The sequence below is a fragment of the Pseudoxanthomonas sp. G3 genome (assembly GCF_057654715.1).
Genome location: NZ_CM172805.1, coordinates 3600562 through 3616440, shown reverse-complemented (window position 1 = coordinate 3616440; position 15879 = coordinate 3600562). Strand labels below are relative to the sequence as shown.

At 67.6% G+C, this 15879-nt stretch carries 11 protein-coding genes; 7 read left to right on the top strand and 4 right to left on the bottom strand.

Features of this window, described 5'->3' with window-relative positions:
- Nucleotides 1-2 precede the first annotated feature (2 nt).
- Complete coding sequence (gene ccoO, locus AC23D6_RS17395; protein ID WP_487750462.1) at nucleotides 3-623, bottom strand: cytochrome-c oxidase, cbb3-type subunit II; 621 nt, start codon at nucleotides 621-623, stop codon at nucleotides 3-5.
- An 11-nt stretch (nucleotides 624-634) separates the two neighbouring features.
- A complete protein-coding gene (gene ccoN, locus AC23D6_RS17390) occupies nucleotides 635-2074 on the bottom strand; it encodes a cytochrome-c oxidase, cbb3-type subunit I (protein WP_487750461.1) in 1440 nt (479 codons plus the stop codon).
- Nucleotides 2075-2277: 203 nt separating this feature from the next.
- Here ccoN and AC23D6_RS17385 point away from each other — a divergent pair, with 203 nt between their 5' ends.
- Genes AC23D6_RS17385 through cydX form a run of 3 tightly spaced genes read left to right on the top strand, consistent with a single transcriptional unit; the run spans nucleotide 2278 to nucleotide 5137 of the window.
- Entirely contained in the window at nucleotides 2278-3849 is a 1572-nt protein-coding gene (locus AC23D6_RS17385; protein WP_487750460.1) for a cytochrome ubiquinol oxidase subunit I, read from the top strand.
- A 13-nt stretch (nucleotides 3850-3862) separates the two neighbouring features.
- On the top strand, nucleotides 3863-5008 hold the full coding sequence (cydB, locus tag AC23D6_RS17380; protein ID WP_487750459.1) for a cytochrome d ubiquinol oxidase subunit II: 1146 nt from the start codon (nucleotides 3863-3865) through the stop codon (nucleotides 5006-5008).
- Between the two features lie 12 nt (nucleotides 5009-5020).
- The gene (cydX, locus tag AC23D6_RS17375; protein ID WP_487750458.1) at nucleotides 5021-5137 is read left to right on the top strand and encodes a cytochrome bd-I oxidase subunit CydX; all 117 of its coding nucleotides are present in this window, start codon (nucleotides 5021-5023) and stop codon (nucleotides 5135-5137) included.
- Nucleotides 5138-5209: 72 nt separating this feature from the next.
- On the opposite strand, the gene AC23D6_RS17370 is transcribed toward cydX, so the two are convergent.
- Nucleotides 5210-7687 carry a TonB-dependent receptor gene (locus AC23D6_RS17370; protein WP_487750457.1) on the bottom strand — a complete coding sequence of 826 codons (2478 nt, stop codon included), beginning with the start codon at nucleotides 7685-7687 and terminating at the stop codon, nucleotides 5210-5212.
- Between the two features lie 28 nt (nucleotides 7688-7715).
- Nucleotides 7716-9758, bottom strand: coding sequence for a tetratricopeptide repeat-containing sulfotransferase family protein (locus AC23D6_RS17365; protein ID WP_487750456.1), 2043 nt, complete (start codon nucleotides 9756-9758; stop codon nucleotides 7716-7718).
- 323 nt (nucleotides 9759-10081) lie between these two features.
- On the opposite strand from AC23D6_RS17365, the gene AC23D6_RS17360 reads away from it, so the two are divergent.
- The 4 genes from AC23D6_RS17360 to AC23D6_RS17345 are packed head-to-tail and all read left to right on the top strand — an operon-like array spanning nucleotide 10082 to nucleotide 15789.
- Nucleotides 10082-11137 carry an aromatic ring-hydroxylating oxygenase subunit alpha gene (locus tag AC23D6_RS17360; protein WP_487750455.1) on the top strand — a complete coding sequence of 352 codons (1056 nt, stop codon included), beginning with the start codon at nucleotides 10082-10084 and terminating at the stop codon, nucleotides 11135-11137.
- Complete coding sequence (locus tag AC23D6_RS17355) at nucleotides 11124-12413, top strand: Xaa-Pro dipeptidase (protein ID WP_487750454.1); 1290 nt, start codon at nucleotides 11124-11126, stop codon at nucleotides 12411-12413. The genes AC23D6_RS17360 and AC23D6_RS17355 overlap by 14 nt, the downstream gene beginning before the upstream one ends.
- A 6-nt stretch (nucleotides 12414-12419) precedes the next feature.
- On the top strand, nucleotides 12420-13730 hold the full coding sequence (locus AC23D6_RS17350; protein WP_487750453.1) for an amino acid permease: 1311 nt from the start codon (nucleotides 12420-12422) through the stop codon (nucleotides 13728-13730).
- Nucleotides 13723-15789: an oxidoreductase gene (locus AC23D6_RS17345; RefSeq protein WP_487750452.1), complete on the top strand. Its 2067-nt coding sequence runs from the start codon at nucleotides 13723-13725 to the stop codon at nucleotides 15787-15789. The genes AC23D6_RS17350 and AC23D6_RS17345 overlap by 8 nt, the downstream gene beginning before the upstream one ends.
- The last annotated feature ends 90 nt before the right edge of the window (nucleotides 15790-15879 follow it).

The window sequence follows — 15879 nt, the reverse complement described above, 5'->3', positions numbered from 1 at the left end:
GCTCAGCCCCCCCTCGGCGCGGCCTTGCCCAGCCCTTGCAGGTAGGCGACCACGGCGTCCAGTTCGGTCTTGCCGTCGACATCGGCGGCGGCGTTGGAAATCTCTTCCTCCGAGTACGGATGTCCCAGCGTCTTCAGCGTCTTCATGTGCTGGGTGACTTCCGCCCCGTCCACCGTGGCGTTCTCCAGCCAGGGGAAGGCGGGCATGTTCGACTCGGGCACCACGTCGCGCGGATTGACCAGGTGCACGCGATGCCAGTCGTCGGAGTAGCGTCCGCCGACGCGGGCCAGGTCCGGCCCGGTGCGCTTGCTGCCCCACTGGAACGGGCGGTCGTACACCGACTCGCCGGCCAGCGAGTAGTGGCCGTAGCGTTCGGATTCGAAGCGCAGCGTGCGCACCATCTGCGAATGGCAGTTGTAGCAGCCCTCGCGGATGTACACGTCGCGCCCGGCCAGTTCCAGCGCGGGATAGGGCTTCACGCCTTCCAGCGGCTCGATCGCCTCGGCCTGGAACATCAGCGGCACGATCTCCGCCAGGCCGCCGAAGGACACCGCCACCGCGATCAGCACGGCCATCAGGCCGACGTTCTTCTCGATCTTCTCGTGCGAATTTCCGTTGCTCATCTCGTCGTTCCTCAGGCGCGGGCTTGCGACGCGTCGGGCGCCATGATCGGTTGCGGCGACGTGCACTTCGCGCCCTGCAGGGTCTTCACCATGTTCCAAGCCATCAGGAACATGCCGGCCAGCACCAGCAGGCCGCCCGCCAGGCGGAACAGGTAGTAGGGGTAGGTGGCGTTGAGCGCTTCGACGAAGCTGTAGGTCAACGTGCCGTCGGCGTTGGTGGCGCGCCACATCAGGCCCTGCATCACGCCGGCGATCCACATCGAGGCGATGTAGAACACCACGCCGATGGTGTGCAGCCAGAAGTGCGTGTCGATGGCCTTCACCGAATGCATCTGCTCGCGGCCCGACAGCTTCGGCAGCAGCGCGTAGATCGCGCCGACCGAGATCATCGCCACCCAGCCCAGCGCGCCGGCGTGCACGTGGCCGATGGTCCAGTCGGTGTAATGGCTCAGGGAGTTGACCGTCTTGATCGACATCATGGGACCTTCGAAGGTCGACATCATGTAGAACGACAGCGAGACGATCAGGAACTTCAGGATCGGGTCGGTGCGCAGCTTATGCCACACGCCCGACAGGGTCATGAGGCCGTTGATGGCGCCGCCCCAGCTGGGTGCCAGCAGGACCAACGAGAACACCATGCCCAGGCTCTGCGCCCAGTCCGGCAGCGCGGTGTAGTGCAGGTGATGCGGGCCCGCCCACATGTAGACCGCGATCAGCGCCCAGAAGTGCACGATGGACAGGCGGTAGGAGTAGATCGGGCGACCGGCCTGCTTCGGCACGAAGTAGTACATGATCCCGAGGAAGCCGGCGGTCAGGAAGAAGCCCACCGCGTTGTGGCCGTACCACCACTGCACCATCGCATCGACCGCGCCGCTGTAGACCGGGTAGGAGTGCAGCAGGCCGCTGGGCAGGGCCAGGCTGTTGATGATGTGCAGCAGCGCCACGGCGATGATGAAGGCGCCGTAGAACCAGTTCGCCACGTATATGTGTTTCACCTTGCGCTTGGCGAGGGTGCCGAAGAACAGCACGGCGTAGGCCACCCACACCACCGCGATCAGTACGTCGATGGGCCAGATCAGCTCGGCGTATTCCTTGCCCTGGGTCAGGCCCAGCGGCAGGGTGATCGCCGCCAGCAGGATCACCAGCTGCCAGCCCCAGAACACGAACGCCGCCAGCGTGTCCGAGAGCAGCCGCACGTGGCTGGTCCGCTGCACCACGTGCAGGCTGGTGGCGAACAGCGCGCAGCCGCCGAACGCGAAGATCACCGCGTTGGTGTGCAGGGGACGCAGGCGGCCGTAACCGAGCCATGGCAGGTCGAAGTTCAGGGCCGGCCAGTACAGCTGGGCGGCGATCAGTGCGCCCACGGCCATCCCCACGATGCCCCAGACCACGGTCATGACCGCGAACTGGCGCACCACCTTGTCGTTGTAAGTCCCCCGGACGCCTTGCATGCGGCCTCTCCTGTGCTGGTGCGGAGGATTCTCCGGCCCGGTCGGGCGGGCCGCATTGATCAGGATCAACCCCTCCCCGGGCCGGTGGCGCGGCACGCACCGGACGCCGCGTGTCGGTGCGGCGGGGGTGCGACCGTTGGTCGCCCCCGTCCATGGCACGGGCAGGACTAGAATCCCCGCCAGACCACCGGGAGCCGCGTTCCATGCCGGACATGACCGTCGTCGAACTGTCCCGTCTGCAATTCGCGCTGACGGCGATGTACCACTTCCTCTTCGTGCCCCTGACCCTGGGGCTGTCCTTCATGATCGCCATCATGGAAAGCGTCTACGTCATGACGGGGCGCGACCTCTGGCGGCGAATGACCCTGTTCTGGGGCACGCTGTTCGGCGTCAACTTCGCCATGGGCGTGGCCACCGGCATCGTGATGGAGTTCCAGTTCGGCATGAACTGGTCCTACTACAGCCACTACGTCGGCGACATCTTCGGCGCGCCGCTGGCCATCGAGGGCCTGATGGCGTTCTTCCTGGAAGCGACCTTCATCGGCCTGTTCTTCTTCGGCTGGGACAGGCTGAGCAAGGTGCAACACCTGGTGGTGACCTGGCTAGTCGCATTGGGTTCTAACTTCTCGGCGCTGTGGATCCTGGTCGCCAACGGCTGGATGCAGAACCCGGTCGGTGCGGTCTTCAATCCCGAGACCATGCGCATGGAGATCACCGACTTCATGGCGGTGATCTTCAATCCGGTGGCGCAGGCGAAATTCGTGCATACGGTCTCGGCCGGCTATGTCACCGGCGCGATGTTCGTCATGGCGATCAGCGCGTTCTACCTGCTGCGCGGGCGCAACGCCGATTTCGCCAAGCGCTCGATGGCGGTGGCCGCCAGCTTCGGCCTGGCCTCGGCGCTGTCGGTCGTGGTGCTGGGCGACGAGAGCGGCTACGCCACCAGCGAGCACCAGAAGATGAAGCTGGCCGCTATCGAAGCGATGTGGGAGACCGAACCCGCCCCGGCCGGCTTCAACGCCTTCGCCATCCCCGACCAGAAGCACCAGACCAACCATTACGCGCTGCACATCCCCTACGTAATGGGCCTGATCGGCACGCGTTCGTTCAACACCGAGATGCCGGGCATCCTGGACCTGGTGGAGCGTGCCGAGGGCCGCATCCGCAACGGCCTGATGGGGTACGAGGCGCTGCAGAAATTGCGCGCGAACCGCAACGACGGCACCGCACGCTACATCTTCGAAGCGCACTGGCGCGATATCGGGCACGCGCTGCTGCTCAAGCGTTACCGCGAAGACATCGGCAACGCGACCGAGGAGGAAATCGCGAAGGCCGCGCACGACACCATCCCGCACGTGGCGCCGCTGTTCTGGAGCTTCCGCCTGATGGCGGGGCTGGGCTTTTACTTCATCGCCTTCTTCGCCGTCGCGTTCTATCTCGCCAGCCGGCAGCGGCTGGACCGCTACCGATGGCTCCTGAAAGTCGCGTTCTGGAGCCTGCCCCTGCCATGGCTGGCGATCGAGGCCGGCTGGCTGATCGCCGAGTACGGGCGCCAGCCCTGGATCATCGATGGTGTGCTGCCGACCTTCCTGGCCGCCTCCGGGTTGAAGCTGCACCAGATCATCATCACCCTCAGCGGCTTCGTGCTGGTCTACACGGTGCTGGCGGTGATCGAGTTCTGGCTGATGCGCAAGCTGATCCTGAAAGGGCCCGACCACCTGGCCGAACCCGCGCCCGACACGCTCGGCGCGCCACAGCCGGCCCCGGCGGGCTGACGGGAGACCACGCATGGACACGATTCCCCTCGATTACGCCACGCTGCGCCTGATCTGGTGGCTGCTGCTGGGCATCCTGCTGATCGGCTTCGCGATCATGGACGGCTTCGACCTGGGCGTGGCGACGCTGTTGCCCGCGGTGGCGCGCACCGACGAAGAGCGCCGCATCGTGCTGAACGTCATCGGCCCGGTGTGGGAAGGCAACCAGGTGTGGCTGATCCTCGGCGGCGGCGCGATCTTCGCGGCGTTCCCGCCGCTGTATGCCGTCAGCTTCTCCGGGTTCTACATCGCGATGTTCCTGATCCTGTTCGCGCTGATCCTGCGGCCGGTGGGCTTCAAGTTCCGCAGCAAGGTGCCCGACCCGCGCTGGCGCGCCGCCTGGGACTGGGCGTTGTTCGTCAGCGGGCTGGTGCCGGCGCTGGTGTTCGGCGTGGCGATGGGCAACGTGCTGCTCGGCGTGCCGTTCCATTTCGACGAGACCTTGCGGATCTTCTACGAAGGCGGGCTGTTCGGCCTGCTCACGCCCTTCGCGCTGCTGTGCGGCCTGGTCAGCGTGGCGATGTTGGTCATGCACGGCGCCGGCATGCTGGCGATGAAGACCTCCGGCGCCATCGCCGAGCGCGCGCGCCGCTACGGCAGTATCGCGGCGCTGGCCACGGCGGTGCTGTTCGTGATCGGTGGCTTCTGGGTCGCGCGCATCGACGGTTACGCGCTGCAGGTGGCGATGGATCCCGCCGGGCTGTCCAACCCCTTGGCCAAGGTCGCCGTGGCCCAGGCCGGTGCGTGGATGGACAACTACGCACGCTGGCCGATCACCTGGGCGCTGCCGGCGCTGGGCGTGGCGGGCGCGCTGCTGAGCGCGATGTGGCTGCGTGCCGGGCGCGCGGGCCTGGCGTTCCTGGCGTCCTCGGTCAGCATCGCCGGCATCATCCTGACCGAGGGACTGGCCACCTTCCCGTTCCTGCTGCCGTCGTCCACCCAGGCGGGCTCCAGCCTGACCCTCTGGGACGCCTCGTCCAGCCACATGACGCTGTTCATCATGCTGCTGGCCACGGCGTTCTTCCTGCCCATCGTCCTGCTGTACACCGCCTGGGTCTTCCGCGTGCTGCGCGGCAAGGTCGACCAGGCCGGCATGGGACGCAACCCGAACGCGTACTGAGGAGGCCTTCGCATGTGGTACTTCAGCTGGATCCTGGGCGCTGGCCTGGCGGCGAGCTTCGCCATCCTCAACGGCATGTGGTACGAGATGCGCGAGAACGATCGCGAGGCGGGCGAGCGCAAGGCCTGACGGCGCGTTTGCTTCGTCGCAGAAAAAAGCCCCGGCTCGAGCCAGGGCTTTTCGTTGCCGAAACGCGAGGCGTCAGAACTCCTGCGAGAAACGGATGCCTATCGTGCGCGGCTGCGACACGACCGTGTAGACCTGCCCGTTCGGGTACTCGGGCACTACGCCGGCGGCGCCGCAGACGGATTCCGCGCACTGGGTGAAGCGGTTCAGCTCGCCGCGTTCGTCGAACAGGTTGTTGACGTACACGTCCACCTTCCAGTCGTTGCGGCGGAAGCCGGCCGACACGTCCACGGTGGTGTACGCATCCAGATCGCCGAGGATGTCGCGCTCGGCCAGGCGCAGGTCGGACTTGCGATCGCCCACATGCACCACCGCGCCCTGCAGGAACGCCTCGCCGCCCGCCACGTCGAACGTGTAGCGCGCGGTCAGGTTGCCCTTGACCTTCGGCGTGACCGGCAGCTGCGTGCCTTCCGGCGCTTCAGGATCGGCGCATTCGGTGACCGGGTTGCCGTCGTCGTCGGTGAAGCCGCAGTAGTTCTCGGTCAGTTCCGCGTCGTAGAACGCGGCGCCGGCCGTCAGCTGAAGGTTGTAGGTGGCCGCGAACGCCAGCGAGACTTCGGCGCCGTTGATGCGCGCTTGGTTGGCGTTCTTGATCTCGGTCAGTCCGTTCGCGCCGAGGATGGAGAACTGGAAGTCCTCCCAGTCCTGGCGGAACACCGACCCGTTGAACGACAGCCGGTTGTCCAGCCACGTCGTCTTCCAGCCGAACTCGTAGTTGGTCAGGTAATCCGACAGGTAAGGCGGTAGCGTGCCGCGGCGGTTGATGCCGCCGGGACGGAAGCCCTCCGACCAGGTGCCGTAGATCATCTTGGTGTCGTCGATCCGCCAGGTCAGGTTGAAGCGGCCGATATGGCCGTTCTCCTTCACCCGCTTGTCGAAGAAGCTGCAGGGCGCGCCGTTGAAGGTGGGCGCACCGTCCGGGCAAGCCGCCTCGCCGTAGCTGGACACCCAGCCCCAGTCGGCGAAACCGAAGAAGCCCTTCAGGCTGTTGTCGACCTCGAACCAGCGCGCGCCGGCGGTCGCGGTGAGGTCCTCGGTGATGTCGAAGCTGAGCTCGCCGAACACCGCCTTGTCCTTGTCCTGGCGCAGCTGCTTGGTCAGCCAGATCGTGTCCGGCCAGCCCGTGACCGACTGCACCGCCGACAGTCCATCGATCTTGTAGCGCTGCTGGATGTCGTGTTCCTGGTCCTGCATGAACACGCCGGCGACGAAGCGGAAGCGGTTCTCGGTCGGCGACGCGATGCGCAGTTCGTGGCTGGTCTTCTTGTAGCCGTCCACGCCTTGGATGTACTGCGACGGGTTGACCAGCGAGCCCGGCGCACAGGTGAACGTATCCGGATCGAAGTCCGAACAGGTGTACGCGCCATAGGCCGCCAGCGTGTCGTACCAGAACGCGTAGTCGTTGTAGTCCTGCTCCACGTCGACGTCGCGGTCCAGTCGGGCGAACGCGTAGGTCAGGTCGAAGTTGCCTATCTTGCCTTCCACCGTCAGCGCGGCCTGCCACCAGCGATCGTCCGAAGTTTCCGGATAGAAGTGGGTCAGCGCCAGTTCGCCCACCTGTGGATCGACGGCGAAGCCGCCCTTGGACTTCTGCTGCTGGCCCATGACGGTCGGGGTGATCGACCAAGTGTCGTTGAGGTCCACCTTCAGCGCCAGGCGCGCGCCTGTGGTGTCGACCTCGTTGTAGTCCTTCTTCGCGCGGTCGGCGTTATCGATGGTGCCGTTGCCGCCGGAGTCGGCGTCCCACGAGGGGAAGGTGCGCGTGCCGTACACGTTGTCGATGTAGCCGGCGTCGTGCTTGTTCCACGCGACCAGGCGGATCGCGGCGCGGTCGCTCATCGGCAGGTTGAGGAAGCCTTCGGCGACGTGGCCGATGCCGCCATGGCTGACGCTGTTGAGTTCCAGCCCGTAGCCGGCGGCGAAGCCGGTGGGGTCGGGCTTGTTGGTGATGATGCGCAGCGTGCCCGCCTGCGAACTGGCGCCGTACAGCGTGCCCTGCGGGCCGGCCAGCGACTCGACGCGGTCGATGTCGTAGATGTGGATGTCCAGCGGGCCCTGGATGGTGGTGACCGGCTGTTCGTCCAGGTACATACCCACGCTAGGCAGCGAACCGGAGTGGTTGCCATCGCCGCCGCTGGCGACGCCGCGCATGTAGATCTGCGCGAAGCCCGGGCCCGCCGACTGGTACGACACGCTGGGCAGGTACTTCACGTAGTCATCGAAATCGGTGACGTTGAGGTTCTTCAACTGTTCCGTGCCCAGTACCTGGATGCTGATCGGCACTTCCTGCAGGTTCTCCACGCGCTTCTGCGCGGTCACCGTGACGGTGTCCAGCGTGGCCGCCGCGCGCTCGCCCTCGGTGGGCGGCGTGGCGGGCGCGTCCTGCGCCATCGCGGTGGCACCGAACGCGAGGTAGATCGCGGCGGTCAACGGGAACCTCGCCAGGGTCGACGGATTGCGCCGCCCCGGTTTTCTTCTGTTGCGGTTACTCATCCAGCTCACCTCTCTCCAGTGATGATGGTCAATCGGGGATGGAACTGCCCTCCGTGAAGTCCGGAACCGCCGGATAGGCGCCCAACACAGGCCCCAAGGCGTTCTTCAGCGGCTCCAGCCACGGTTCGTAATGCCGCCAGTGATCCACGCCTTCGCGGTAGATGGGTTGGCGGACCTGTTCGGAACTGGCGGTCCGGACGGGCCGCGCGTTCTCGAAGAAGCGCAGGCAGCCGTCTTCGAACGGCAGCCCGCAGTAGTCCAGCAGGCGACGCACCTCGACCTCGGTGTCGTCCACCAACTGCTCGTAGATCACCCGGTGCACGCGCCCGGGCAGCACGGCGTCGTAGTGCGCCATCAGCGCCACGTAGTCGCGGTAATAGCGCCCGATGTCCTCCAGGCCATAACTGAAGCCCTGGCCGCGCGCGAAATGCTGCTTGTAGCCAGAGAAGCAACAGGCCAGCGGATGCCGGCGCGCGTCGATGATCTTCGCGTTGGGCAGCATCAGGTGGATCAGGCCGGTGTGGGCGAAGTTGTTCGGCATCTTGTCGATGAAGAACGGCCGGCCGGACTTGCGGTGGATGCGGGTCGTCTCGAGGTAACGCTCGCCAAGCGCGCGCAGGGCGTCGCTGTCCAGCATCGCCAGCAGGTCGTGGTAGGTCTCGGCGCCGTCGCTGCGGGCCTGCGCACGCAGCTCGCGGGTGATCGAGGTGATCTCCGGCAGTTCCATCGTGCCTTCCACCGCCGAGTGACTGGCCAGGATCTGTTCCAGCAACGTGGAGCCGGCGCGCGGCATGCCGACGATGAAGATCGGGTCCGGCGCGTCGCAGCCCCGGCCGGCGCGCGCGGCGAAGAACGCAGCGCTATGCGTGGCCTTCAGCCGCTCGACGCGCGCATGCGTGTCGTCGGCGCTGTAGGCAAGCTGCGTGCGGCGCAAGACGTTGCCGTCGCGATAATGCGCGAACGAGGCGGCGTACTCGGCGGCGTCTTCCAGTGCCTTGCCCAGCGCGAAGTCCAGGTGCAGGCGATGGTCGTCGGCCAGGTCATCGCGTGCGCGCTGCGCGCGCATGGTCGCGACATCTTCGTTACTGAAGCGGAACGTCTTCAGATTGGCCAGGCTCCACCACACTTCGCCGAAACCGGGCTGGAGCGCAAGCGCGCGACGGTAGGCGTCGATCGCGCGCGCCGCGTGGCCGGCGGTCTTCAGCGCGTGGCCGTAGCTCATCCAGATCTTCGCCTGGTTCGGATACGACGCCAGCACGCGTTCGTACAACGTCAGTGCAGGTTCGTAATCGCCGATGCGGCACAGGACCACGGCCTTCAGATTGAGGTGCGCGGGGTTGTCGGGGTCGTGCGCGAGCAGCGCATCGATGGTTTGCAGCGCCTCCCGCGGCCGATTGGCCCGATGCAAGACCAGCGCGTGGTTCTGCCGGGCCGCGTGGAAGTCCGGTGCGAGTTCCAGGCAGCGCGCGAGCAGGGCATCGGCATCGTCGATGCGGCCTACGCGCGCGGCGACCTCGGCCAGCATGCGGATCGCGGCGACGTCGGTCGGCGTGCGCTTCAGGCGGTCGCGCAACAGCGCCTCGGCCTCGGGGATGCGGTTGTCGGCGAGGGCGGCCGCGGCCTGCATCAGCTGCGGATCGCGGGTGGAATAGCGCGTGTGCTGCAGGTAGGCCGCGGCGGCGCCGTCGGCAGCGCCCATCGCGGCGAGATGGTCGCCCAGCTCGCGCCAGGCCTGGGGCAGGTCCGGTTTCAGGGCCAGGGCGCGCCGCAGCGCAGGCACCGCGGCATCGCCACGCCCGGCCCGGCCGAGCGCCAGGCCCTGTTCGAGGTGGGCCAGCGGCCATTGTGGGTGTTCGCGCACCAGCGGCTCCAGCACGTCGAGTGCGTGCGCCGCCTGGCCGCGGACGCGGTGCGACGCCGCCAGGATCAGCAACGCCATCGGGTGACGGCCGACCACGCGGATGATCTCGGTGGCCTGCTGGGCGGCCATGGCCGGGTCGCTGGCCAACAGGTGGCGGGCGTGGTCCAGCGCGGTGTCGAGGGAGCCGGCGGGCGACGCGGAGGCGGTCATGCACCGTCCCTGTGCGACAGGTCGGTGGTGCGTCCACGGTCGTCCATCGATCGCTTCAATCCGATCCCCCACAGGTGTTGGCCCCTTGTCATCAATCTATAGGCGAACCGGGGCCATTGGATAGGGCAGGAATACGCCGGCGACATGAAAAGCGAATCGGAGGGAAGTAATCCAACTTTCGTCATTGGGGCGCGCACCAGGTCAGTGCGGGCGCGCGCTGCGTTCGGGTGCGGGGGGCTGTGCCGCACCCCCCGCCTCCGCGTAGGCTTGGGCGGCGTCGTCGGCCGGCAGTGCGGCGGCGCACCACCATCGACGGGAACGCCATGCCAAGCCCAGCCAGCTCTCTTCCCCTGGAGCGCGCCCGCGCGCTGCCCGCGCGCTACTACGCCGGCGAGGCCATGCTCGCGATGGAGCATGGCGCGGTCTTCCAGTGCAGCTGGCAACTAGTGGCGCACCAAGGCCAGTTGGCCGAGCCGGGCGACCACGTGGTGGAACGGATCGGCGGCGTGCCGGTGCTGGTGGTGCGCGGCCAGGACGGCGTGCTGCGCGCCTTCCCCAACGTCTGCCGCCATCGCGCGGGTCCGCTCGCGCTGTGCAACGGCAAGGGCGCCCGCGCGCTGCACTGCAAGTACCACGGCTGGACCTACACGCTGGAGGGGCAACTGCGCAGCGCGCCGGAGATGCAGGGCGCCGCCGATTTCGACGTCAACGACATCCGCCTGCCGCCGTTGCGGGTCCACGCCTGGCAGGGCCTGGTGTTCGTCGCCCTGCACGAGGACGCGCCGCCGTTCGACGCCGTCTACGGCGGCATCGCCGAGCGCATCGCGCCGATCGACCTGGCCTCGATGCGCTTCCACCGCCGTGACAGCTACGACATCGCGTGCAACTGGAAGGTCTACGTGGACAACTTCCTCGAGGGCTACCACCTGCCGCACGTGCACCCGGGATTGTCGAAGATGCTCGATTACCGCGCGTACGAAACGGAACTTTTCCCCTGGTATTCGTTGCAGCATTCGCCCTTGCGCAACAGCGGCGATATCTACGGCGACGGCGACGCGTTCTATTACTTCGTCTACCCGAACGTGATGCTCAACATCATGCCCGGGCGGTTGCAGACCAATCGGATCCTGCCGCTGGGGCCGGATCGGTGCCGCGTGGAGTTCGACTACTACTACGCACAGGACGATGCCGCACTGGCGCGCATCGCCAACGACCAGGCCTTCAGCGACGAAGTCCAGGACGAGGACATCCGCATCTGCGAAGCGGTGCAGCAGGGCCTGGCGTCCGGCTTCTACGACGCCGGCCGGCTATGCCCGAAGCGCGAAAGCGGCGTCTGGCACTTCCACACCCTGCTGAGGGCGGCCTATGGCGATGCGTAACCGGTGGCAGGCGGCGTTCCTGCTGGCCGCCATCGCTTCGCCCGCCAGCGCGCAGGATCTGATGATCCAGGCGGGTCGCGTGCTCGATGTCGAAACGGGGCAGACCCTCGCTGATCGCGACATCCTGATCCGGGACGGCCGCATCGTGTCGATCGCGCCTTCCCAGCAGCGCGTCGATCGAAACGTCCGCGTTCTCGACTGGTCCGCGCTCACGGTGGTACCTGGCCTGATGGACATGCACACCCACTTGGCCGATGAGGGGCCGTACGGCGATCCCGCAACGCCGCTGAGAAGCAATGCCGCGCGCGATGCCTTCATCGGTGCGCGCAATGCGCGGGCGACCCTGCAGGCTGGCTTCACCACCGTGCGTGACGTGGGCGTCTATCGCGGCTTCGCCGACGTGCAGTTGCGCGATGCGATCAACACCGGCCTCGTGCCCGGGCCGCGTATGTTCGTTGCCGGCACCTACGTCACGGTCACCGGGGGCGGCGGCGAGATCACCGGATTGCCCGCGGGGACGGAGTTGCCGGCGATCTTCCGCCGTGGCGTCGCGGACAACGAAGCGGAGGTGCGTCGTCGGGTCAACGAGATCCTCGATGCCGGCGCGGACTTCATCAAGCTGATCGCCACGGGCGCCGTCCTCGCCGACGGCACCGAGCCGGGGCAATCCGAGTACACGGAAGCCGACATCCGTGCCGCCGTGGAAGAAGCCGAACGTCGCGGCAGTTTCGTCGCCGCCCACGCGCACGGCGCGGAAGGCATCAAGCGGGCGGTGCGCGCGGGCGTGCGCTCGATCGAGCACGGTTCGCTGATGGACGACGAAGCCATCGCGTTGATGAAGGAGCACGGCACCTGGCTGGTTGCCGACATCTACAACGGCGACTACATCGATACGGTGGGCCGGCGCGACGGTTGGTCCGCCGAGATCCTGCGCAAGAACCTGGACACCACCGAGGCGCAGCGCGAGGGCTTCCGCAAGGCCGTCGCCGCGGGCATCAACATCGCCTACGGCACGGACAGCGGCGTGTATCCGCATGGCGACAATGCGCGGCAGTTCGCCTACATGGTCCGCTACGGCATGACGCCGTTGCAGGCCGTCCGGGCCGCGACGCTGGAATCGGCACGCCTGTTGCGCAAGGAAAAGGAACTGGGCTCCATCTCGCCGGCCAAGCTCGCCGATCTCGTCGCCCTGGCCTGCGATCCGCTGGCCGACATCGCCTGTCTGCAGCAGGTGCGCGGCGTGGTCAAGGCGGGCGTGCCGGTGCCGCGGGACTGACGGCGCATGCCGCGCGAGGCCCGCAAGATCGGTTTCTGGACCTGCACCGCGCTCGTGGTGGGCAACACCATCGGCATGGGGATCTTCGTGCTGCCCGCCTCGCTGGCGCCGTTCGGCTACAACGCGCTGCTGGGCTGGGGCATCACGGTACTGGGCTGCCTCGCACTGGCCCGGGTGCTCGCCCGGCTGGCGCGCCTGCTGCCGCAGGCGGACGGACCGTATGGCTATGTACGGGAGACGCTGGGCGGCCTGCCGGCCTACGCGGTGCTGTGGTCGTACTGGGTGTCGAACTGGATCACCCTCGCCGCGCTCGCCACGGGCGTCGTCGGCTACGCCGCCGCGATCTTTCCCGCGCTGGCGCGCGTGCCGGCGGCCGTGCTGAGCCTGGGCACCTTGTGGCTGTTCGTCGGCGTCAACCTGTTCGGCGTACGCAGCGGCGGCCGTGTACAAGTCGTGACTACGGTGATGAAGCTGTTGCCGATGCTGGCGGTAGCCGGACTGGGCGCCTGGATGCTGATCGACTCGCCTGCCTCGTTCGCCACGCATCCGCCTGCCAGGCCAGTCAGTCTGGGCGATGCGATGGCGGCCTCGACACTGGCGTTGTTCGCGATGCTCGGCATCGAATCGGCGACGATCCCCGCCGCGAAGGTCGCCGATCCCGGCCGTACCATTCCGCGTGCGACGGTGATCGGAACCTTCATCACGGCCGCCATTTACCTGGTGGTGTCGGCGGTGCCGTTGCTGTTGCTGCCGCACGCGGAACTGGCCGAGTCCAGTGCGCCCTTCGCGCTGGTGATGGAGCGTTTCGCGGGCGAGGGCACCGGGCGGTGGATCGCCTTGTTCGTCGTCATCAGCGGCCTGGGGGCGCTGAACGGCTGGACCCTGCTCAGCGGCGAGATGATGCGCACCATGGCCGACAACGGCTCGATGCCGGCGATGTTCGCGCGGACCAACCGCTTCGGCGCGCCCACCGGCGCCCTGGTGCTGACGGCCCTGCTGGCCAGTGCGATGGTGTTGATGAACTACAGCGAATCCGCCGTCGCGGGTTTCACCTTCCTCAGCACCGTGGTGACGGCGGCCAATCTGCCGCTGTACCTCGGCTGCTCGCTCGCCCTCGGCGTGCTCTGGTGGCGCGGGCAGCGCGACGCAGGGCGCGACTTGCTGGTCGCGGCCGTGCTGGGCACCAGCTACACGGTCTTCGCCTTCGTCGGCATGGGCGCCAAGCCCTTCTGGCTGGCGCTGGCGCTGATGGTCGCAGGCCTGCCGTTGTATTTCCTGCTTCGTCGCCGCCAAGCCAGGGTTGTGCAGGATGCGTGATCCCCGCTACGACATCCTGTTCGAGCCGGTGCGCATCGGGCCGGTGACCACGAAGAACCGTTTCTTCCAGGTGCCGCACTGCAATGGCATGGGCCACGCGATGCCGCTGGCGCACGCGGCCATGCGCGAGGTGAAGGCCGAGGGCGGGTGGGGCGTGGTGTCGACCGAAGAGTGCGAGATCCACCCCAGTAGCGACCTGACGCCCTATGTCGAGGCGCGCTTGTGGGACGACCGCGACATCCCGGCGCTGGCGCTGATGTGCGACAAGGTGCATGCGCACGGCGCGCTGGCGGCCGTGGAGCTGTCGCACAACGGACCGACCGCCTCGAACCTGTACTCGCGCGAGGTACTGCTGGCGCCGTCGCACCAGCCATCGAAATACGGCTATCCGGCGCAGGCGCGCGCGATGGACCTGCGCGACATCGCCGCGTACCGGCGGTGGCACCGCGACGCGGCCGTGCGCGGCATGAAGGCCGGCATGGACATCGTCTATGTCTACGCTGCGCACGACCTGTCGTTGCCGATGCACTTCCTGCAGCGCCGCCGCAACCAGCGCAGCGACGCCTACGGCGGCAGCCTGGAGAACCGCGTGCGCCTGTTGCGCGAGGTGCTGCAGGACACGCGCGAAGCGGTCGGCCATCGCTGCGCCGTCGCCCTGCGCTTCGCCACCGAAGAACTGCTGGGCCCGGGCGGCGTCGAGCTGGCCGAGGCGCAGGACATCGTCGGCCTGCTGGCTGAGCTGCCGGACCTGTGGGACGTCAATCTCGCGGCCTGGTACAACGATTCGGTGCCGTCGCGCTTCGCCCGCGAAGGCGCGCAGGAACCCTTCATCGATTTCGTCCGCAAGGCGACCACGAAGCCGGTGGTCGGCGTGGGCCGATTCACCTCGCCCGACACGATGGTGTCGCAGATCCGTCGCGGCGTGATCGACCTGATCGGCGCCGCGCGTCCGTCCATCGCTGACCCCTACCTGCCGCGCAAGATCGAGGAAGGGCGTGTCGACGACATCCGTGAATGCATCGGTTGCAACATCTGCGTGTCCGGCGACATGACGATCTCGCCGATCCGCTGCACGCAGAACCCCAGCATGGGCGAGGAATGGCGCAAGGGCTGGCATCCGGAGCGCATCGCGGCGAAGGCGAGCGAAGCGCGCGTGCTCGTGGTCGGCGGCGGTCCGGCCGGCTTGGAAGCGGCGCGCGCGCTGGGCCAGCGCGGGTACGAAGTGCATCTCGCCGAAGCGCGGCGCGAACTGGGCGGCCGCGTCACCCGCGAGGCACGCCTGCCCGGCCTGGCCGAATGGGCGCGCGTGCGCGACTGGCGGCTCGGACAGATCGGCAAGCTGGCGAACGTCAGCACCTACCTCGACTCCGCGCTCACCGCGCAGGACGTGCTCGACTTCGGTGCCGACCACGTCGTCATCGCCACCGGTTGCCATTGGCGGAGGGACGGGTTCGGCCGCACGCACGGTCTGGGTGTCGCGGACTTCATCGACAATCCGCGCGTCTTCACGCCGGATGACCTGATGGATGGGCGCTGGCCCGAAGGTCGCGTGGTGGTCTACGACGACGACTACTTCTACACCGCCAGCGTCATCGCCGAGGCGCTGCGCCTGCGTGGCTGCGAGGTCACGTACCTCACGCCGGACGACACCGTCGCCTCGTGGAGCGCGAACACGCTGGACTATCGCCACATCCAGTGGCGGATGGCCGAGCTCGGCGTGGCGCAATGCGTCTCGCACATGGTCACGGGTTACGCCGACACCGCGCTGGCGCTGGAGCACGTGTGGAACGGTGCCGCCGCCTCGCTCGCGTGCGATGCGGTGGTGCTGGTGACCGCGCGCCTGCCGGACGATGCGCTGTACCAGGCGCTGCAGCAGCGAGAAGCCGAGTGGGAGGCAGCGGGGATCCGCACCGTGTCCTGCATTGGCGACGCGCTGGCACCTGGCTTGATCGCGCACGCGGTGTACGCCGGCCATCGCTATGCGCAGGAGCTGGACGCGCCGAAGGCCGACGGGGTCCCCTTCAGGCGGCACTTCCACCACGACACGCCGGCGGCTTGAGCCTGCGCCCGGATCGCTGCGGTGCAGCGAACGCGTGTCCCTGACGAGGCTGCCGAACCCCCTGTGGTGCGGGCCAAGCGCATCGCCGGA

Coding starts and splice junctions, on each gene's coding strand:
- cydB (WP_487750459.1), top strand. CDS start 3,863: ATGGACACGATTCCCCTCGATTACGCCACGCTGCGCCTGATCTGGTGG.
- ccoO (WP_487750462.1), bottom strand. CDS start 623: ATGAGCAACGGAAATTCGCACGAGAAGATCGAGAAGAACGTCGGCCTG.
- AC23D6_RS17360 (WP_487750455.1), top strand. CDS start 10,082: ATGCCAAGCCCAGCCAGCTCTCTTCCCCTGGAGCGCGCCCGCGCGCTG.
- AC23D6_RS17370 (WP_487750457.1), bottom strand. CDS start 7,687: ATGAGTAACCGCAACAGAAGAAAACCGGGGCGGCGCAATCCGTCGACC.
- AC23D6_RS17345 (WP_487750452.1), top strand. CDS start 13,723: ATGCGTGATCCCCGCTACGACATCCTGTTCGAGCCGGTGCGCATCGGG.
- AC23D6_RS17365 (WP_487750456.1), bottom strand. CDS start 9,758: ATGACCGCCTCCGCGTCGCCCGCCGGCTCCCTCGACACCGCGCTGGAC.
- ccoN (WP_487750461.1), bottom strand. CDS start 2,074: ATGCAAGGCGTCCGGGGGACTTACAACGACAAGGTGGTGCGCCAGTTC.
- AC23D6_RS17355 (WP_487750454.1), top strand. CDS start 11,124: ATGGCGATGCGTAACCGGTGGCAGGCGGCGTTCCTGCTGGCCGCCATC.
- AC23D6_RS17350 (WP_487750453.1), top strand. CDS start 12,420: ATGCCGCGCGAGGCCCGCAAGATCGGTTTCTGGACCTGCACCGCGCTC.
- cydX (WP_487750458.1), top strand. CDS start 5,021: ATGTGGTACTTCAGCTGGATCCTGGGCGCTGGCCTGGCGGCGAGCTTC.
- AC23D6_RS17385 (WP_487750460.1), top strand. CDS start 2,278: ATGCCGGACATGACCGTCGTCGAACTGTCCCGTCTGCAATTCGCGCTG.